The organism is Legionella sp. PC997 (genome assembly GCF_014109825.1).
Taxonomy (GTDB): domain Bacteria; phylum Pseudomonadota; class Gammaproteobacteria; order Legionellales; family Legionellaceae; genus Legionella.
This window is the reverse complement of sequence record NZ_CP059576.1, coordinates 3,236,529-3,256,446: the sequence shown is the minus strand read 5'-3', so window position 1 is coordinate 3,256,446 and position 19,918 is coordinate 3,236,529. Positions and strand designations below refer to the sequence as shown.

The window sequence follows — 19,918 nt, the reverse complement described above, 5'->3', positions numbered from 1 at the left end:
CTTTCTCTATTTATTTTTAGGTGCCGCAATACAAGTGACTTCCACAAGTAAATCAGGTAGTGCTAATGCGGCTACTCCAATAGAAGCACTTGTATAAGAAGAAACGGGGATACAATTTTTTCGGGTGGCAAAATAAGCCTGGCCATTTTTCTCAATATTAACAATGTACGAGGTCATTGAAAGAATGTGCTCTAAGCTTGAATGAGCAGCATGGAGAGCGTATTCAATATTTTGAAATAGTTGGCGAGTTTGAGATTCAATATCCAAACCGACTATTTTCCCTTGTTTATCTTGTCCTGCTTGGCCAGTGACGAAAATCAAATCATTATATTGAATGCACTGTGTAAACCCATACTTTTCATAAGAAAGTAATTCGGGAACTTCGATTACCTTTTTGGGCATGATTATTCCTTTAACGTCTGTAGATTATCTTCCTATTAACTACTAAACCGATGGAGAGCTAAGAAGGTCCATTAAGTTTATATGTTCTCACAAACAGCCCCATCAGCGAATATAAATAATTACACCTTTTTTCTTTAGGATCGCATAAATAGTAATTACTTTGCTCTTTTTTTACAAAAATTAACCATTTGTGGGCGGTTTATGGGATAATTTAATATTTGGTTAATAAATATTCAGTATTATATAAGCTATTCCCTTATCGCGCTGGGAAACCAAATAACCCAAAATTAGGGGGAGACGATATGCCAAATTCGGTGACACTAAATCCAACTACTCAAGATTTAATTCACAAATTAGGTTTAATAAATCCAAGTCTCGTTAAACCATTTGAACACCAAACGACCACTGATATAGACACTATAATTGCTTGGTATCAAACATGTCCGACAATTAAGAGTAATGAGGAAGCTTTTTTTTTGGTTACCTCCTTACGCGCTAATTTATTAAGAGAACTTAATAAGTCATTAAATTCCGGAAAACAGGAAGAAGATACTACAAAAACTCCAATGTCTGCAAAAGCTAAATATGCCTTACTTGCCCTTGCGGGTATTACTTTTTTTGGCTGTGAAGGGTTTGATGGTATCACCGCATTTATGGGAATTTTTCCTTCTATACCATCCCTTGCTATTTTTGCAACGGGGCTAGCATTTTCAATTATTTCCATGATTGTATTTTGCAGTTTTGATTTAGTTGAAATCTCGAAAAATCTGGGAGTGAAATCTTCAGAAACCCCCCAATTAATTGATGCGGCACTCGATGAATTTAAACAAATAAAAGCAATGCGTGCACGACTTATACGTCTTGCCAAAGAGGAGACCGTAACCAGAGATGAGCTCGATAAATACCTCAGGCTCGCAAAAATATTACTGCAAAGGCATAAAGAGCTCGATGAAATTCGCATGAATTTAACCTTAGCTTCTGAGAGTCTGTTCCTTACTGCTGCAAAAGAACTTACTGCGGGGGTTGCAGGTATGATCTTTTTCAGTGGTGGTTTTTTTGCAGGGCAGACCGTATCTTTAGCGATTGCAAGCTTATTCGTGACGACCATGTCTGCAACCGCATGGCCCATTGTTGTTGCAGCCATCGTTGTTGGTTTAGCAGCACTTGCTGTGTACTGGTTTGTAGAACGCCCAGGAATTGAAAATCTGATCAGTCGATGGAAGGGATTGGATAAAGAAAAAATAGATGAATTATGTAAAATTGATCTTGTGGATAAAGAGGCAGGGAAACTCAATGACTTAATTAAGGATCTTGATTCTCAGATTAAACGTGTAGATGAAACGGCTGCAGATAAAGCACAAATCGAGAAGATGAAAAAAGAAATAGATCGTTTGAAGCAGGAGAACAGCGAGTTAAATTCAAAAGTAGCGGGAGCAGAACAAACAATAGATCAATTAACGAAACAGCTCAAAGAAAGACCAGTAATGGAATCTGAACCTGCAAATGCTGGTTCTGTAGATGCTCCAATGGCTCCATCAGATCCCACTGATTCATTCCAAATTTACGGATCCTCAGCTGCTGGTCATTCTTTTTTTGGTATGAAAAAATCAGCATCTACTGGAAATCTCCTTCATTTAGCACGAAAAGAGAATACAACACCTAAGTGGATTTAGCGGCCTGTATTAGTTTAGTTAATACAGGCTCGCAACTGTTTATTTTTTATAATAAGGGCGTTAAAGTTGATTCGCTGTTTAACGTGATATCCTGTTCCAATAAACTGCCCTTTTTTCCCGAAGTAGCTAAGAAACCATTCTTCATAAGCCCCTGTATTACTCGGTTCTGGGTCGCAGGTTGTTGCCAGACCGGTATTGTAACTGGTATTTGCCCAAGAGCGGTGGGAGGTTGCGGAATTGGTTTTCTACCGGGATTAAGTTCATTTTCCTCGGTCTCCAGTAATTTAAGTTGCTCGGAAGTAAGTGTTTCGACTTGACTGGAATAAATAAAAGGTAACATACGAAGCTTGAAAACCAACAAGAATGCCTCGAATTTACTACTTAACTCAGTGTATCCATATTGTGATGGTGCTGCATATGTGGCCTGTAATTGAGAAGGTGATAAGATCTCAACGTGATTGAGATCAGTACGGTAATAAATCTTATTATCATCTCCTAGTAAAATTAAAGGCTGAGGTTGGCGATATGCATCATCAATATCCGGCATTTGTTCTAGACCCCCATATTGAATTTGTTCAGGCAATTTACTCCCGTTAAATACAAAATTTAAATCTTGTAAGGAACAGGTCATTCCTGCCAAACAAGCTTGTTTATTAAAATAATTATTGGCAATATTAAAATCATTATCTCCACTTGTTGTAACTGGGGGCTCACTTTTATCGGGTGATGGATCGTAAATGCGTTTGGTATAAACAGTCACTTTGTTTAATTCATCATGTAAATTGTTGACTAAAATACTACCCCAAATACCAAAACGCTGTGGAAGCAGGGCACGTAGATCCCCCATAAATGAAATATGCCCGGCAGCAAAATGATCGGTATAGTAATGGAAACAAAAAAACTCCATGCCTAGTGCCAAAGCCTGATATCGGTGGGCTAGATCGTGCAATTTGTCTTTATCCAATCCATTAGGCGTCAGTTTTAGAAGCTCAAGGAGGGCACTAAAGTCCTTATTTTTTGATTGATAATCTTGGTGAGTAATATATTGTTTTAATTCATAGTAAATACGCGCATATTTGAGAGCTATATGATGGCCTATCGTATATACCCGAACGGACCATGGAGTAAAATGTGATAAATTTCTGTTCAAAATGTCGCTGTAATTTTTTACCCTCAGAGCAAACATGAGTTGTTGTACATAAAAATTCAAAGTACTCGAAAAGGGAATGTAGTTTCCATTATTAATAGTATAAATCGTATCGATATCACTTTGGTGTACCTGGTTATTGGCCAACCGTTTATAAGAGTTAATTAATTTTACTTCCTCATCTTCCGTAACTGGCTTTTTGATTAAATATTTACCTAAGGTCTCACTAGCCCCTGTGCGATCCAAAGTTTTTCGTTTCTTCTTAAACTCACCAACGCTTGGTAAATCAAGAGCGACCTCTTTTCCACCGAAATAGTCGCCAGACATAGCGATAATGACGCCTGCAGATACATTTAAACCAATGGGTTCAGGAAAACCAAATTCATTAAACCCTTGTACTTGCAAGCGCAAGCCTCCCTTCTCATCGATGGTCACGTAGGGATTGCCCTCTAAGCTCTCCCAATCTTGAAATCGTAACGCATCACCCAGTTCCGTGTGTTCATTGGTGTTCATAAGCAAGCTCCCATTTTTATTTTTATTACGCTTTAAAAAACAATGAACTTCTGAGTCCGTTAACATAATGACCTAGCATGTCAAAATGCAAACCGAGCAAGTTCTGTCCACATATTCGTTTTGGAAAAAGAGGGATAAAAAATAAATATAGAAGTGGGATCCAATATTTTCAAATAGGACTGGTGGCTACCAGTTATTTCAGAGTTATATTTCCCATCTATAATTAAAAATAATCCAGCAGGTGGAGTTGATTATGAAAGATGAGAAAACAGAGCAACGGGTAGGAACAAATCGCAATACCTTATTTTCGTCAGACGATGCTACCCCAGCGAATACGGTCTCCTCTAAAGACCGCCTGAAAGATTTTGATGCTTCAAAACAAGAGCAATGGCTCGAATACAGTAAAAAAGTGATTCATGAATTGGGCTCAAAAGTATCCTCTTTTCCAAAAGAACCGCCAATCGTTCATAAAGATATTAATTGTCCTCCTGATATGTTGAGCTCCCAGGTAGGCTGTACTTATGCTTGGTTAGCAGATAAACGCCGTGAAGTAGCAAAAATGTTGAAACAAGGCCCGCTTAGACATCAATTTGGATTAATTAATAAACCAGGTTTTATGTCCACAGATGAGTTTAATCTATCAAAACATCTGCCTACCCAAAAGGATAAGATTTATGAACATTTAAGGAATTTGATTGAACAAAAGAATGATCATGTAGAGGTAAATCGACAAGAACATAAATCAGAAGAAGGGGTAAAATACACGATTAAGATTAAATTAACTCCTGAGGAATTTGATTTATTACATAAGAAAAATACCACATCACAATTTCCCTTTATTGAGGATGATATAGTTCTCACAATTACCTTCGAAGATTATGGGAAAAATGATAGTAAAACAGCCATAAATATTGATCATTGTCCTACTCCTTTTAATCAGGATTATCGTGATCGTTCCAGCTATTTTCAGGTGCAATTTGAATTAATTCAACCCTATTTTCAAGATTGTATTGAGTGGACTCCTGATCAAGATATAAAGGAATTTCTTAAAAGTGCAGGAAAACTTGCTTATAGTCTTGCTCGATTACAACCCGTTGGCCGAGGAAACTCTGCTATTGTTGAATGGATGGTCAGAGGCCTTGCCCATGAAAAAAATATTGAATTAGGACCCTTTAATCACAATGAGTTAGGTTGGGATTTTAAAGCCTTCCTAACTCCGAATATCGATGACTATGCTCAGTGGTTTGCTGAAAAAGCATTTACGGGATATGTATTAACACACAATGAGGAATCCATTCCTAAACTATAAAATTGCGAAAAGTTAGATTAGGGTCTCTAAATTTTAGAACAAAACCAGGGTTGCATTAGATGCAAGAATGACATTCGGGTGCTTGTACTAATTAATCTCATTTTTCCTGGAAGCGGAATCTGCGCGACGCTATGATTATTTAAGCCCAAATTTAAATCTGGCCATTATTTTATAAAGATCGTTGATATTTAGAGTGAAATGTATTGTTAGATGATGGATAAGTTGGTAATAATAAAAAAAATGAATTTAAAAATGGATAAATAACAGGTGTTCAAAAGGTCAGGTAGATCAAAATGCATTCTATAGGTACCTGGTGGTTATGGGTGTTTTTTATTGTTTTAATACTCATTGTCTTGAGTATTGACCTTATTTTTTTGACCCGAAAAAAAGAAGGCCCGGCTTCATTAAAGTTATCTATAATATGGGTCACGGTTTGGATTGTCTTAGCGTTACTTTTTAACACTTTTTTATGGGTGTATCTGATGCAAAACGAAACAACCCATATAGCCAACCAAAAAGCACTGGAATTTTTTACAGCTTATTTAATTGAAGAATCATTATCTATCGACAATATATTTGTATTTGTCATGATATTTAAATATTTTTCTGTACCCATGAAATATCAGCGTCGACTATTATTGTTTGGTGTATTAGGCGCAATTTTTATGAGAATCATACTCATTGTCTTTGGTATATGGTTGATCAATAGATTTCATTGGATTTTTTATCTATTTGGCTTATTGCTTCTTTATTCCGCGTCAAAATTTTTTACGTTATTTAAAGATGAGCAATTTATTGCGAATAATTTTATTCTAAGAACATTAAGAAAATTTTTTCCAATAACAAAAACAATTTCAGATGAACGTTTTATTATTAAGAAGAATAAGTCGTATTTTATGACTCCTTTATTCGTGGTTCTTATTTTTATCGAAGTAAGCGATTTAATTTTTGCAATTGATAGCATTCCTGCAGTATTAGGAATTACCCAAGATCCATTTATTGCGTGTTCCTCGAATGCTTTTGCCATACTGGGATTACGATCCTTCTATTTTATTTTGGCGCACATCCAAAATAAATTTTATTATCTTAATTATGGATTGGGTTTAATCTTAGGCTTTGTGGGGATAAAAATGATTGTGCATGACATCATTGATATTCCTGTAGTAATAACACTTGCAATGATTGTACTCATACTCGGTGGCTCAATTATTGCGAGCAAATTGTGGCATAAAAAAGTCGATTAAAACCCTCGTGGGATTAACAATCAAAGGATATTCATGGAGCAATTCTTTATTTTTGTACTGGTTGGCGTTATTGCACAAATAGTTGATGGTGCAATGGGTATGGCTTATGGTGTGATTATTACCGGGGTATTAGTCACTTATGGTATTTCCCCTGCGGTAGCAAGTGCTACAGTGCATACCTCTGAGATTGTTACAACAGGTATTTCAGGTTTTTCCCACGCAATGTTTAAAAACATTGATTATGCTTTATTTAGACGTTTAGCTATCCCCGGTGTTTTAGGGAGTATCCTGGGTGCTTATGTTTTAACAAAAGTTTCAGAAAAGGTGACAAGGCCTTTTATTGCAGTTTATCTAGTCATCATGGGCGTATTTATCTTATACCGAGCCTGTCAAGGTGGTAAAATCATCAAGCTCATAAAAAATTTTATGGTAAAACGAGTTACCCGACGTGCATTGCCTTCTAATCATGCCCGCGGGTTAATTCCTCTTGGATTTTTTGGGGGGTTCTTTGATGCCACAGGGGGCGGTGGGTGGGGATCCATAGTTAATTCCACGTTGCTGGTGCAAGGCACGACGCCTCATTACACTATAGGTTCAGTTAATTTAACTGAATTTTTAATTACCCTTACTACGTCTGCCACCTTCTTTTTCACAATTGGGATCTCTCATTGGTTAATTATTATGGGATTAATTGTTGGGGGTGCAATTGCTTCCCCTTTTGCCGCTTACCTCGTTCGTTATATTCATCCTCGAATCATCATGTTGTTAGCGGGAGTAGTAGTGATAATACTCGGATTTCACACAATTTTTAGAGTATTTATGAAGTAGGGAGGTTAGTGAAATAAATGTTTTATGATTGTTTCAATAAAAAAATAGATGAAGCTGGTATAAAAAAGAATCCCAATATATCCTAAAACAAGGAGTACACCGTCACGTTCTATTAATCCCAGACTAAAAATTATAAGAAGTGCCGCAAAGATAAAATTACTTAATGGGATAGGGAGCATTAAAAAAATGGCTAAACAAAAAATAAGTATTCCATTGATTATTTCCATACACCGAGAAGTCATGAATTCCCAGCGTGGTTTCAAAAAGTATTCGATTTTAGTCAAATAAGGTACGGTAGCATAAATCACTTTAGAAATAGTTTTTTGATGAATCGTACGTTTGGCTATAATTTGGGGTAACCACAATGTCTTTCTGGCAAATACCATTTGGCAGGCAAAAAGTGCTATTGGCACGCTAAATACCACCGAAACGCCGGGGACTGTAGAGAAAGGTAAAGCACTTGGTAAAGCAAAAAACAACAAGACAATGCCAAACGCACGCTCCCCTAGAATTTGTAAAATTTCTTGATAGGTTAATTCGCCCTTTAAATCCTTGTGGTTGGCAATCTCCAAAAGGATATCAGAAGAGTGTGTGGTCTTAGTACTCATAATAACTCGCAGTTATAACACGACATCATAATTATGTACTATTAAAGAATAGAACAATATTTCTGATTCGAAGAAGAACTTCAATCTTAAATTACAACGACAAGATTTCATAACGTCCGAGAGAATAGATTATCCCAAAGGTTTAGGAAATTTTTGTAAATAAAGCATACCAAATTGATAGGAAGCATAATCTGTAATATGGCCTACATCCCGATATACTGGGATACCATTGATTTCCGCTTTACAAATATTTTGCTCACATTGTACTTCCTTTGGATCAATTATAATCAATTGAGGATACTTATTTTTCATTTTATCAAATAATTGTTTAAACCACTGATCCTCATTAAAGGTAAAATCACATTCATGGGGGGTGTAGGATGTTCTTAATTTAATATGTTTAAAAAAGCAATCATGAAAATTATTTTGCATTAAAGCGGTGGAGTGCATCAATACGGGCCTTGCTCCAGAGTGGGTGATGATTGAGAGTGCTTTATCCAAGGCTTCTTCCAATCTTTTTTGGGTCAAGGGTAAAGAGCGTTGATCACCCAAGTTATTTATGATGTTTTCTGACAAATAATCAGCCCATAATTGTCCAATGATGACATAATCATACTGGTTACTTTGGATCATCTGATAATATTTTTGGGTAAGTTCATGGCAGAGGCTATAAACTTGCTTTTTAAAGTGCCACCAATCATAGAGATAAATATCAGGTAAGGTTAAGCAAGAAGATACAGTTTGCATTAAAATGGAGACATTTGCTGCTTGTCCTAATACATCGATAAAGCCCCAATAATGATTGGAAAAGGAATCCCCTATCATCAAGGCACGCTTACTATTCAATTTCTTTGCGCCAGCGAGGCATTGCATATTAATTTCATGCTTGTGGTCGGTAATACACAAATCCCTCAGTTGACTGCTGTATTGATCTAATTGTTGATATACGGCTAATAGTTCGCCGTCAAACCGCTGTGGAAACCCATGGTTTTTTTTTATTACGTAGTCAGTCAGGTGAACCAGCAGTATGGGGACTAATAATAGAAGCACAACGGTATAACGAAATGGCATGTTCTTCCAGCGTTTAGAAGGTTTTTCAATAAAATGCCAAGAGAGATAGGCTAAAACAAAAATAAGCCCAAAAGCAGCGCACAAAACACGAGGGGTTTCTATAATGCTTTGATATCTTAGCACTGAGAACACAACCCAATGCCAAATATAGAGTGAATAAGACAACAGACCAATAAATACTAGAGGTTTGCTCGAAAGTATTTGGCTCAAAAGGTTTTTAGGAGAACACGTTCCTAAGGCAATAAGGAGTCCAGTTGCACTACAAACAACAAATGCATCTACATCCGGATATCCTGCTAACTCGGGATTAAGTCGAGCAATATAGATCAAGGTTATAAATGCCAAACCGCCAATAAGGTTTAAAAGATATTTATTGATAGAGCCGACTGTCATCGGAATAAATGCAACACAAGAGCCGGTTAAGAATTCAAAGACTCTACTGGAGAGCAAGTAATACGTATGTGCAGGGAATGTTCGGGCATTGTATAAAGATATTAACAAAGCAAAAAAGGTCAACCCAATTAGAATAGGAAGCAAATATCTCTTAGGCGAGAAACGATATAAACAATAGATAAAGAGAGGTAAAAGTAAATAGCATTGCCATTCTATTGAAAGAGACCAGGTATGCAATAAAGGAAGTTGATGCGTATCCGGTGAAAAATAACCCGTTGTCGTTTTATCAAAGAATAAATTGGACAAAAATAAAGACGTTTTGCGAGCACTTCTGCTGTATTGCATTAAATCATCAGGTAAAAAAAACAACAAAGTCGAGGTGGTTGCCAAAAAAAGCAAACAAATAAAAACAGGTTGTAACCGCCAGAGTCTTCGATTATAAAAATCTAAAAATGAAAAGGAGTTATTTTGGAGGGATTCATGAATAATCCGCGTAATGAGAAAACCGGAGATGACAAAAAATACATCGACTCCTATAAATCCGGAAGGAAAAAAAGAGAGTCCTGCGTGATAAATTAAAACCAATATAATCGCAATGGCTCTAAGTCCATCAATATCGGGCCGGTATTTCATTCACCTTCAAACAAAAAGTCCCAATGCTATCACCTTGATTAAAATTTATCTATAAGCTCATTCTGGGTTTAGATTAGATTCACTGTGGATGAGCTCATTTAATCAATACGTTATTTTTTAAACAATGAGGTGTGTGGTTTATAGGACAACCCATTTTATTTGAGCGATACTATTATAATCGATAGTTCCAATTTATGAGGAAATGATGCATACCTTACGAACGTTTTTTGCCATTCTTCTCCCAAAGGAAACGCAAGTCCCTCTTTCCGATAGCTTAAAGACATTACAACCCATCATGTCCTCTGAATACATTCGCTGGATACCTATAGAAAAAATGCACATCACATTACAGTTTCTCGGAAACTTACCACAAGAGAAGTTGATGGCTGTGGTTGAAAGCGCGTGCAGTGCTATAAAAACCCTACCCGCATTTCGACTCGAGTTCGGTCCTTTTGAATGGTTTCCCACCTTGCGACATCCTAAGATTCTTTCGCTATCCGTTCACCCGCAAGTAACTTTAGCGATATTGGCCGATACAATTGGGAGCGCCCTAACTGCTTTAAATATTCCAATTGAAAAACGCCCATTTCGTGGGCACATGACAATGGGAAGATTAATTCGAAGAGGAGTGCACTATGAACTATTGGAGACTATAAAGAAACCAACTATCCCTGCAATCATTGTTAATAAAATTCATCTAATAGAAAGCAAAGCCGATAAAGGTAGACAAAATTACTATCCATTAGCAGAGTTCAGATTAGCCTCCGCTTAGACGGTTTTCTGGCTTCATTCATCTCAACCATAAACGCAACAAATACTCCATGATTGCACGTAATCCCATGGCTTCCCCGCCTTCGGGTTTCCCGGGTTTACTTTGCTCACTCCATGCCATAATGTCAAAATGTATCCAAGGGGTGTGTTTAGTAATGTATCGTTGTAGGAATAATGCCGCAATAATCGCTCCCCCATAGGGATAATCAGTGCAATTGCTCATATCAGCAACAGATGAGCGCAAAAATTTTTCATAAGGTTCAAATAAAGGGAGTCTCCATACAGGATCAACTGCTTTATGTGAGGCCTCGATGAGACCTGATGCTAAAAAATCATCATTAGTAAAAAATGCTGCTATTTCCGTTCCTACAGAAACACGAGCTGCTGAGGACAAAGTAGCAAAGTCAATCAATAATTCAGGTTCTTCTTCACAAGCCCTTACAAAAACATCGGCTAAAATCAGACGTCCTTCCGCATCTGTATTATCAATTTCTACAGTTAAACCATTACGCATAGTTAGAACATCACCAGGCCTAAAAGAACGGGGTCCAATAGCATTTTCTACGGCGGGAATAAGTAAATGTAAACGAATAGGTAAGTTCCTTTTCATAATCCAGTGAGCAAGACCTATCGCATGGGCGGCACCACCCATGTCTTTTTTCATTATTCGCATCCCGTAGGAGGATTTTAGATTCAATCCCCCCGTATCAAAACAAACCCCTTTGCCCACTAATGTAATCCGAGGATTTTTTTCATCACCCCAGATTAAGGAAAGCAGGCGTGGCTCTGATTGGGAGGCACGGCCAACAGCATGAATGGCAGGAAAATTTGCCTGCAACAATTCATCGCCAATCCATTGTTTGAACTGTGCGTTATGTTCTGCGGCTAAAGCTTCAACTGTATTTGCCATTTCTTTAGGCCCCATTTCACTCGCGGGCTGATTGATTAGATCACGTACCAAAAAATGGGCTTGGACTGAATCGATCAAATTTGAGAATATTTCTTCCTCAATGACTAAGACCCTAGGAGAAGGAGAATCTTTTTTGTATAGCTCAAAACGGTATTGCGCTAAAGCCCAATATAAGGCGGCTTCCTGAGAGCAAGGTTCTTGCAGCTGGTAATGGTTTGCTGGCAATAATAGAGCAGCATGAGCCATTGCTAATATCTGAGATTCATTACCAGTTCCTACATAGACTTTCTCTAATAAACCCTCGGTATCGTGAAATAAGCAATATTCACCAATTGCACCATTAAAATGAGTTTGAACAAAATAATTACGTTCTTTAGGGCTTAATGTCGTATTTTGTTCTTGTAATTGCTTTGGAGAAATTAGATAAAGCGGAATGGAGTTGACACGATTGATTGTATAAAAAAGCTCAGCATGCATGTCATGATCTCCAAAAACTAGTGAAATGATTTTTAACTTGATTATTAATTATCTATTCTGAATTTATTTTTGTCAAAAAAAGAGAAGAATAGCACTAGGAGCCAGGGTGCAGCGAAGCGAAACCCGGACCCCACACGCTGCGACCAAGCTATATTTGGAACATACAAAAACAGGTTTATTGTTTAAATCTTTGATACAGTCCGATTAAATCAGCTTCGCCGATAACATGTCCAGTCATGGCATTTAAAACTAAATCTCGCGTTGTACCATCACCTAAATTTAAGACCGTATCTAAAGCATATAATTTAAAATGATAACTATGAGCAATTCCAAAAGGGGGGCAAGGGCCTCGATATCCTAAACCATCCCAACTGTTTTTTGCATTTGCGGCTCCTGTAGGTACTGGGCTTCCTGCATCTAATTGGTGCACGTCGGAAGGTATATTAAACAAAATCCAATGCGTCCAGACGCCATCAGGAGAATCGGGATCGTCTACAATCAAGGCAAACGATTGTGTTTTAGGGGGAATATTACTCCACGTTAAAGGAGGGGATTGATCTGCTCCAGTACACGTATAAGAATCTGGAATTAGTGAATTCATTTTAATGTCTGGGCTTTTTAAGGTGAGAGAATAAGCACTATTATTGTATTGAAACAAAGAAAGCACTAAGAACAGAATAAGAGAATATTTTTTCATAATATTTTACTCCGACTCATCTAATTAAAAGATTAGATAATAAAGTATGGCACGGAAATCATCTAGAAAAGAAAAAACGAATACCGAGGAGGATTTTTTATCTAAAATAGACATTATTCCTGGAGTATAATGGTTTTTTCAAGTAGTGTTTTCATCGTATCGAGTTGCTTTTTAATCCATTGTCCAAGATATAAATAGGATATGAAATGACAAGTGAATGTGTTATTGATCTAATCGTGGCAAAAAAAGAAAAATCGTTTATTGTTTTTGAAGACAAGCATTTTATAGCCTTTTTGGACTCTCGACCTCTTTTTCCAGGCCATACTCTGTTAGCTCCTAAAATGCATATTAAAACAATGTATGAGGTTCCTGAGCCTATGATCGCTCCTCTTTTTTTACTCACGCAAAAACTGGGGACTGCGGTTGAGAAAGCAATGGATGCGGCAGGAAGTTTCATTGCAATGAATAATACAATCAGCCAAAGCATACCCCATCTCCATATACATATTGTTCCCAGAAATAAACACGATGGACTTAAAGGTTTTTTCTGGCCGCGAACTCATTATAAGGACGAAGCCGAGATGCATGAAGTGCAAGAAAAAATTTGTAAGCAGTTGAAAACACAAGCCTAAATAACCTATTTAAAGTTCATAACAAAACTCATTGGTTGCTTTGTAATGCACTTGTTTGGTTTGGGCGCCCTGTTTTTTTAATTGCATTATCAATGTTTTATCATTAAAAGTTTCCACCCATTTTTTAATCTTTGACAGAGGCCATCTGTGCTTATAAATGACCTCACCATGCCTATCCAATTCTTTGACAACAAGTATTCTGGGTAACTTAAACGGTAACGCATCCTCATTCAAAATGAGAATAGCTAAAAAGATGCGTAATGAATAAAAAGAGGGGTGAAAGTCACCACTTCGATGGTTAATATTTTTTAAAGTAGTGCATTTGGTGTTGGTAAATTTTATATTACCAGCTGTTTGGCATTTTGCTTTATTCTGGGGTTTCCCAGTCATTTGAAAATGTTTAGGAGCATTTATATTGGGTCTGGTTTCCCTGGCGAACCATACACGTCCTTCCATATCAACTAAAAAACGGAGAGTAGGATCTTCCTTTTTTGAACGCTTTTCTTCAAGTAATTTTTCCAAAGTAGATAAAGACTCAATGAAATAAGTACATTCTTCGTGATGAACTTTATTAATTAAATGAAAACAATTGGAGAAATCAGGTGCTACAGAAAAAAACTCTTCATGGAGTTTAGGGTAAAACAACATACAACGTACCTCTTATTCCTTTGGGCTAGATTGCAAACATATAGTCCTTAGTGTATCTAAGGAAAAAACAGTTGCGGATTTTTCCATTCTTGCTTTACAAGGTCAATAGTATATTATTGATTTTAGTCCCAAAACTGATTCAGCCTGAATTTCAATAATAACCGGGATAATCATGTATTTTCTCTCATTTATACTACTAGGATGGTTTACAATGACTTCTAATTTATCAGCAGCGGATACCCAACATCATGATAATGCGTATGATTATTCATTCCATACATTACGCGGACATGAAACACTACCTTTGTCTTCTTTTAAAGGAAAGGTGGTGATTGTAGTAAATACCGCCTCAAAATGTGGTTTTACCCCACAATACGCACGTTTAGAAAAACTGTATGAAACCTATAAGGATAAAGGCTTAGTTATACTCGGAATTCCTTCAAACGATTTTGGTGGCCAAGAGCCGGGGACTGAGGAAGAAATTGCTAGTTTTTGCCAAGTTAATTATGGTGTAACTTTTCCGATGGCCGCCAAGGAAGTAGTTTCAGGAAAAGATGCGCATCCTTTTTATCTTTGGGCTCGACAGAAATTAGGGTTTGGTACCGCACCAAAATGGAATTTTCATAAATATCTCATTAACCGTAACGGAGAACTTATTGATTATTTCTATTCAACTACTTCTCCAGAATCAGGAAGATTTATCAAAGTTGTTGAGAAAGCACTGGATGAGAAAGCATGAATTAAAAGGACGAAATGGAACCTGGGGATTCAAACCAATGTAGTTCCCGAGGTTCCAATCGATTGAATCAGAAAAACTTATTTAATAAATTACCCCGCATCATATCCGCCCGCAACAGCGTTATATACTTGTACGATACTATCGAGTAATTGAGCTTTTTCTTGAATTAAAGTTAATTTACTGCGGTCAAGATTTATTCTTGCATTAATTACATTGCGATAATCCCTTGCTCCAGATTTATATTGGGCTTGTGCAATAGCAAATGATTGTTTAGCTGCTAAATATCCTTTGTAGGTTTGTAGGTATGATAAATTGTTCTTTTGCTGATTGGTAAGCGCATCATCTACATCTGCGAATGCTGAATGAAGGGTTCCTAGGTAATCATAATAAATGGCTTTGAATCCAGCTTTGGCTGATTTGATATTTTGATAGGAACTGGCATTGAAAATTTTTGTTGATGCCACCGCTTCAGCAATCCAAATGTTCGTACTCAATTTTAAAAGATGGGTTAAATCAACTGATGCTCCGCCAATTAAACTTGTGAGCGCAATGGTTGGGAAAAATGCAGAATATGCCACTCCAATTTGCGCTTGTGCTATTTTTAAGTTATTTAAGGCGATCATAATGTCAGGACGATTTTTTAAAACTGCTGAGGGTAAAGATTTAGGAATCAATTGATTAACATTTAAAGAAAATAAACTACGATGAGTAGCAATAGGACCGGGGTTTTGATTCAATAAGAGGCGAATCGTATTCTCACTTTGTGCCACGATATTTTCAATTTGGGGAATATTTGCTTCTTCTTGGGCAATTTGTTGATCTAAATTAGTAATTGTCTCGATAGTACTGGCGCCTTTTTTGAATCGTATTTGTTCGAGTTGACGTAGTTTTTTTAAGTCTGTACTCAGACGGATCTCTACTGCCAATTGTTCTCGTTGACTCAAGAGCATAAAGTATGCCCCGCTCATTTGGCTCATGATACCTAATTTTATTGACTGGGATTGGGCTTCTTCCATTGCAAGGGAAGCTTTTGCTGATTTAATGTTGCTGATATTATTTAAGATATTTAAAGTGTATCCTGGAACAAACCCGGCGTTGTATCCCCTAAACCTCAGGCTGGAAAGGTTTCCAAAAAAAGGATTATTTGCCAATTGGCCTCTGGGAGTAATATGGGTATTCCACGTTCCCCCAGTAAAACCGGTAGCGCTGGCATCAAGAGTTGGGATCCAGGCATATTGAGCCGCTTTAAGTTGTGCTTTTGCTTGTTCAATTGTCGCATAAGAACTTCTAATCGAATCATTACAGGCTAGGGCTTGGGCCATAAGCTGATTAAGCTCTGGATCGTGCAGTTTTTTCCACCATGCGAAATGACTTAAATCGGCGTGGTTATTGAGATATTTGATTCCACTTCGGGTACTTTCAGGATAACTTACCTTTTCATGAAGAATGCAGTTTTTACAACATCCTCCAAGTAACAGGGCAAATAGATTGAGCAAGATAATTTTTAGTTTCATAATTTGGCCAATTCAATAAATTTATTAATCGAGCTTCGTTCTAAATATTTTTCCTGTTAAAAGAATCAGAATAAAAGCGATCAATAAAATAGGTAAAATATTAGGGATAATTTGCACGAGTGTATTGCCTTTTAGTAAAATCCCACGCGTGATTCGGACAAAGTAGGTCATGGGAAGACAATATCCAATAAGTTGTGCCCACGTAGGCATACCATAGAACGAGAAAATATAACCGGATAAAAACATTGAGGGTAATTGATAAAAGACACTCAGTTGCATTGCTTGCATCGGCATGTGTGCGAGAGTAGAAAATATCATTCCTACCATTAAACTGGCGATAATAAATGGCGCCACAGCAATATACAGCAAAAGAATGCTGCCTTCCGTAGGAATATGAATTAATAACTTACCAAAAATGAGAATACTAGTGAGTTGTAAATATCCTAAAACAATATAAGGAATAACCTTACCCAGAATGATCTCCAAAGGTTTTAATGGAGTACTTAAGAGCATTTCCATCGTGCCGGATTCTTTTTCTGAGGTAATAGCGGTTGAAGTTAGCATTACCATGGTGAGGGTAAGCAACACACCAATTAAACCAGGAACAATATTATAAGAACTGGTGTTTGATTCGTTATAAAGCCGGTGAATGGTGAGGTTGACGCTTCTATCCAAATGACTTGGAGAGGGTGAGCCTAAACCTTGTTGATTGAACCTATTTAGAGTTTGATTCAATATGGGAAGCGCATTACTAAGAGCACTGGCGCTGCTTCCAGGATCGCTCCCATCGATTTCAACCAATAATTGGGGATTTTCTTTGCGAATGTACTTCCGAGTAAAATTGGGAGGGATAGTAAAAGCGAGGCTTATTTTTCCATTCGCGAAATCTTGATTCTTCTTGTCTTCATTTAATAGTTCATTCTTTACTTTAAAATAGCCTGAAGCCTCAAGTGCGCTGACATAGCTTCTCGTTAACGGGGTATTATCATAGCTGATGATGGTAGTGGGTAAATGCTTTGGATCGAATTGAATTGCAAATCCAAAAAGAATTAACAGCATAATCGGTAAAATAACGAGCATCGCAATGGTGCCCCGATCGCGAATGACAAGAATAAATTCTTTACGTATTAAACCCCCGAGGCGTTTTAGAGATATTCCTTGTAATATACCCTTATAGTTCATCGCATTAATCCGATAAAAACCTCTTCAAAAGATGGTGTGATCTCTTTAAATGAAAGATGATTGTTTTCCTGAATGGCCTGGTCTAATAAGTTATGATCTCGTGATGAAATTCGCAATTCATTATTTACAATGGATGCTAATAGTTTTGGCTGCGAAGCAAGTAATTGCTCCATTACTTTATTTTGTTCTTTCCGATTTACTTCTACGACATAGGTTTTGACTTTTGATTGTGGAATTAAATCTTTGGTCCGGCCGGTATATAATAATTTTCCTAAATTAATATAGGCCAGATCGGTGCACTTTTCCGCTTCATCCATATAATGGGTCGTTACCAAAATAGTGGTGTTATCTCGCGAGGAAATTTTATGTAAATAATCCCAAAATTCTTTACGCGCTTTGGGATCGACACCGGCTGTCGGTTCATCCAAGAATAATAATTGAGGTTTATGCAATAAACTGCATGCTAAGGCTAAGCGCTGTTTCCATCCTCCCGATAAATTACCTGCTTTTACGTTTTGATAGTCTTCGAGCCCGAGTTCGCGGATCATTTCTTCTATGGTCTGAGCCGAATTTTTTATTTCAAAAATATCTGCAATAAAGCGAAGGTTTTCATGAACAGTTAATCCTGTATAAAAGCTGAATTTTTGAGGCATATAGCCGGTACGCTTTTTTATTTCATCGCTTTGAGTTTTAATATCATATCCAAGACAACATCCTTCTCCATCGGTAGGTGTTAAAAGACCACAGATCATTCGAATAGTCGTCGTCTTGCCACTACCATTTGAGCCAAGAAAACCAAATATGGAACCTCTTTCTACTTGTAGATTAATATGATCGACCGCGATTTTCTTATCGAATTTTTTTGTTAATTGTTTTACATCGATTACAAAATCACTCATCAAGCTAATTCCAAGGTAACAGGTTGCCCGAGATGAATTTTTTCAAGATCAGGGCTATCAATTTTTGCTTCGATTCGGAACACAAGACGTTGACGTTCCTCACGGGAATAAATAATAGGGGGAGTGTATTCAGCAATATTTGAAATAAAGAAAATATGTCCTTCCGCAAAATGTTCATTGTGGTCAGTCTTAATCTTAACGTGCTCATTAAGACGTAATTCAGCAAGTCGTTCTTCAGGAACAAAAAATATAGCCTTAATATTATTTTTGATAATCAAGGAAAGCACAGGCGCACCTGCTTGGACAAACTCACCTTGGGTATAATATGTATCAAACACAATTCCTGAATCAGGTGCAAAGTTTTCCTTGCGGGTCATCTGCCATTTTTTATCGGCGGTATCAACTTGATTGTTTTTGATTCTAAAATCAATATCATTAAGTTGCTCTTTTGAAATGTTTAGATCTCTTTTGGCTGCATCAAGATCATTTTGACTTGCTGCATTTTGCTTGCGCATCTCCAAAGTACGACGGTAGTTAATCTCATTGTAATTGAGTTGGGTCACAATTTGTTGACGTTGAGCAAGTAAATCTTTGTTAGTTAATTTACTCATTTTGACATTATACAATTCGCTGGTTTGCTCAAGCTTAAATAAAAATTGATTCGTTTTGACTAACTGTCCTCTTGATACAGCTAAATCACTCAGCCGGCCGCCAAAATCAGCCGACAAATAAACCAGGTCGGTATCAATATATCCACTAAATATCTTATTTTCTTTTTCACAGGCTGTGAGCAATAAGAGAGTCAAAACAACGAGCAACAGTTTCTGCATTCCAAACCCATCCTGAGCTTTATTACGAACTGCTCAAATTTTAGCAGCTATGCAATCTTGGGGTATTTAATTTATGTATATTAAGCTCAAGAATTCCATGTGTCAAAAAGAGTTGATCTTTTAAGGAAGGCCTCAATTTAGAGACAGATTCCCGACTTTATTCCACGATCGGCAGCTATTGACCTAGGCATAGTAACATGTTACACCCCAACCCAGAATTAAGTCACTAAGTAGTCAAAATCATAAAGGAGTATCTGATGAATTATAAATTTTTTTGTAGTCTAACAATCGCTGTGTCTTCTTTATTGACCCAGTCTGTTTATGCAGAGCAAAAAACAATTGCTTATAAGAATGAACGAGGATCAATTTTAGAACTTAATATCTTAGCAGATCATAAAATTGAAGGTTATTTCACCACAGCAGTTGCTTCTAAAACATGCCCACAAGCAATTAATCAAAAAAGACCTATTATCGGCTATATGGTTGGTAATGCTATATCCTTCAGTGTGGTTTATCCGATGTGTGACTCAATATTGAGTGTTAGTGGCCATTTTGATAAAAACCAGCAAGCCATTGACACCCTATCCATACTCAGCAAACAAGCTACCGACATAATTCACGAAGGACCTGGGGCTCGTTTTATTGGCCACGACTCTTATAAAAAAATAGGGTAATTACTGAGTAGTGTATTGGCCTTGGGATGATTTTGTTACTTAGCCTTTAGGGAATGTAACAATTTATCCCTCGCTAGGTCCCGGGACCGGTTCGCGGCATTCAGCACCGATCTACATTAAAACA

At 37.1% G+C, this 19,918-nt stretch carries 19 protein-coding genes; 8 read left to right on the top strand and 11 right to left on the bottom strand.

Annotation, left to right across the window (positions count from 1 at the left end):
* Positions 1–6: 6 nt before the first annotated feature.
* Positions 7–402 (bottom strand): RidA family protein, encoded by a 396-nt coding sequence (locus HBNCFIEN_RS14280; RefSeq protein WP_182391718.1) that lies wholly within the window; start codon positions 400–402, stop codon positions 7–9.
* Positions 403–704: 302 nt separating this feature from the next.
* On the opposite strand from HBNCFIEN_RS14280, the gene HBNCFIEN_RS14275 reads away from it, so the two are divergent.
* Positions 705–2,075: a hypothetical protein gene (locus HBNCFIEN_RS14275; RefSeq protein WP_182391717.1), complete on the top strand. Its 1,371-nt coding sequence runs from the start codon at positions 705–707 to the stop codon at positions 2,073–2,075.
* A 46-nt stretch (positions 2,076–2,121) separates the two neighbouring features.
* Here HBNCFIEN_RS14275 and HBNCFIEN_RS14270 read toward each other — a convergent pair whose 3' ends face one another.
* Positions 2,122–3,735: a hypothetical protein gene (locus tag HBNCFIEN_RS14270; protein WP_182391716.1), complete on the bottom strand. Its 1,614-nt coding sequence runs from the start codon at positions 3,733–3,735 to the stop codon at positions 2,122–2,124.
* Positions 3,736–3,988: 253 nt separating this feature from the next.
* Between HBNCFIEN_RS14270 and HBNCFIEN_RS14265 the strand changes: the two genes are divergently transcribed.
* The 3 genes from HBNCFIEN_RS14265 (at position 3,989) to HBNCFIEN_RS14255 (ending at position 7,116) form a co-directional block, all read left to right on the top strand.
* The gene (locus tag HBNCFIEN_RS14265) at positions 3,989–5,044 is read left to right on the top strand and encodes a hypothetical protein (RefSeq protein WP_182391715.1); all 1,056 of its coding nucleotides are present in this window, start codon (positions 3,989–3,991) and stop codon (positions 5,042–5,044) included.
* 293 nt (positions 5,045–5,337) lie between these two features.
* Entirely contained in the window at positions 5,338–6,288 is a 951-nt protein-coding gene (locus HBNCFIEN_RS14260) for a TerC/Alx family metal homeostasis membrane protein (RefSeq protein ID WP_182391714.1), read from the top strand.
* Between the two features lie 33 nt (positions 6,289–6,321).
* On the top strand, positions 6,322–7,116 hold the full coding sequence (locus HBNCFIEN_RS14255) for a sulfite exporter TauE/SafE family protein (protein WP_182391713.1): 795 nt from the start codon (positions 6,322–6,324) through the stop codon (positions 7,114–7,116).
* Between the two features lie 5 nt (positions 7,117–7,121).
* On the opposite strand, the gene HBNCFIEN_RS14250 is transcribed toward HBNCFIEN_RS14255, so the two are convergent.
* On the bottom strand, positions 7,122–7,724 hold the full coding sequence (locus HBNCFIEN_RS14250; RefSeq protein WP_182391712.1) for an exopolysaccharide biosynthesis protein: 603 nt from the start codon (positions 7,722–7,724) through the stop codon (positions 7,122–7,124).
* Between the two features lie 129 nt (positions 7,725–7,853).
* Entirely contained in the window at positions 7,854–9,821 is a 1,968-nt protein-coding gene (locus HBNCFIEN_RS14245; RefSeq protein WP_182391711.1) for an acyltransferase family protein, read from the bottom strand.
* 202 nt (positions 9,822–10,023) lie between these two features.
* Here HBNCFIEN_RS14245 and thpR point away from each other — a divergent pair, with 202 nt between their 5' ends.
* Positions 10,024–10,593 carry an RNA 2',3'-cyclic phosphodiesterase gene (gene thpR, locus HBNCFIEN_RS14240; RefSeq protein WP_255464232.1) on the top strand — a complete coding sequence of 190 codons (570 nt, stop codon included), beginning with the start codon at positions 10,024–10,026 and terminating at the stop codon, positions 10,591–10,593.
* Between the two features lie 18 nt (positions 10,594–10,611).
* Here the strand turns inward: thpR and HBNCFIEN_RS14235 are convergent, their stop codons facing one another.
* Together HBNCFIEN_RS14235 and HBNCFIEN_RS14230 are read right to left on the bottom strand one after the other, a co-directional pair.
* The gene (locus HBNCFIEN_RS14235; RefSeq protein ID WP_182391710.1) at positions 10,612–11,979 is read right to left on the bottom strand and encodes a M17 family metallopeptidase; all 1,368 of its coding nucleotides are present in this window, start codon (positions 11,977–11,979) and stop codon (positions 10,612–10,614) included.
* A 175-nt stretch (positions 11,980–12,154) separates the two neighbouring features.
* Positions 12,155–12,676: a YbhB/YbcL family Raf kinase inhibitor-like protein gene (locus HBNCFIEN_RS14230; RefSeq protein WP_182391709.1), complete on the bottom strand. Its 522-nt coding sequence runs from the start codon at positions 12,674–12,676 to the stop codon at positions 12,155–12,157.
* 206 nt (positions 12,677–12,882) lie between these two features.
* Between HBNCFIEN_RS14230 and HBNCFIEN_RS14225 the strand changes: the two genes are divergently transcribed.
* Positions 12,883–13,308, top strand: coding sequence for an HIT family protein (locus HBNCFIEN_RS14225; protein ID WP_182391708.1), 426 nt, complete (start codon positions 12,883–12,885; stop codon positions 13,306–13,308).
* A gap of 9 nt (positions 13,309–13,317) precedes the next feature.
* Here HBNCFIEN_RS14225 and HBNCFIEN_RS14220 read toward each other — a convergent pair whose 3' ends face one another.
* Positions 13,318–13,956, bottom strand: coding sequence for a hypothetical protein (locus HBNCFIEN_RS14220; RefSeq protein WP_182391707.1), 639 nt, complete (start codon positions 13,954–13,956; stop codon positions 13,318–13,320).
* A gap of 211 nt (positions 13,957–14,167) precedes the next feature.
* On the opposite strand from HBNCFIEN_RS14220, the gene HBNCFIEN_RS14215 reads away from it, so the two are divergent.
* Positions 14,168–14,695, top strand: coding sequence for a glutathione peroxidase (locus HBNCFIEN_RS14215; RefSeq protein ID WP_182391706.1), 528 nt, complete (start codon positions 14,168–14,170; stop codon positions 14,693–14,695).
* Between the two features lie 89 nt (positions 14,696–14,784).
* Here the strand turns inward: HBNCFIEN_RS14215 and HBNCFIEN_RS14210 are convergent, their stop codons facing one another.
* Genes HBNCFIEN_RS14210 through HBNCFIEN_RS14195 form a run of 4 tightly spaced genes read right to left on the bottom strand, consistent with a single transcriptional unit; the run spans position 14,785 to position 19,120 of the window.
* A complete protein-coding gene (locus HBNCFIEN_RS14210; protein ID WP_182391705.1) occupies positions 14,785–16,209 on the bottom strand; it encodes a TolC family protein in 1,425 nt (474 codons plus the stop codon).
* A gap of 24 nt (positions 16,210–16,233) precedes the next feature.
* Positions 16,234–17,391 (bottom strand): ABC transporter permease, encoded by a 1,158-nt coding sequence (locus tag HBNCFIEN_RS14205; protein WP_182391704.1) that lies wholly within the window; start codon positions 17,389–17,391, stop codon positions 16,234–16,236.
* Positions 17,388–18,290 carry an ABC transporter ATP-binding protein gene (locus HBNCFIEN_RS14200; protein ID WP_182391703.1) on the bottom strand — a complete coding sequence of 301 codons (903 nt, stop codon included), beginning with the start codon at positions 18,288–18,290 and terminating at the stop codon, positions 17,388–17,390. Before HBNCFIEN_RS14200 ends, HBNCFIEN_RS14205 begins: the two co-directional genes overlap by 4 nt.
* Positions 18,290–19,120, bottom strand: coding sequence for an HlyD family secretion protein (locus HBNCFIEN_RS14195; RefSeq protein WP_182391702.1), 831 nt, complete (start codon positions 19,118–19,120; stop codon positions 18,290–18,292). Before HBNCFIEN_RS14195 ends, HBNCFIEN_RS14200 begins: the two co-directional genes overlap by 1 nt.
* A gap of 257 nt (positions 19,121–19,377) precedes the next feature.
* Here HBNCFIEN_RS14195 and HBNCFIEN_RS14190 point away from each other — a divergent pair, with 257 nt between their 5' ends.
* Positions 19,378–19,794: an avidin/streptavidin family protein gene (locus HBNCFIEN_RS14190; protein ID WP_182391701.1), complete on the top strand. Its 417-nt coding sequence runs from the start codon at positions 19,378–19,380 to the stop codon at positions 19,792–19,794.
* The last annotated feature ends 124 nt before the right edge of the window (positions 19,795–19,918 follow it).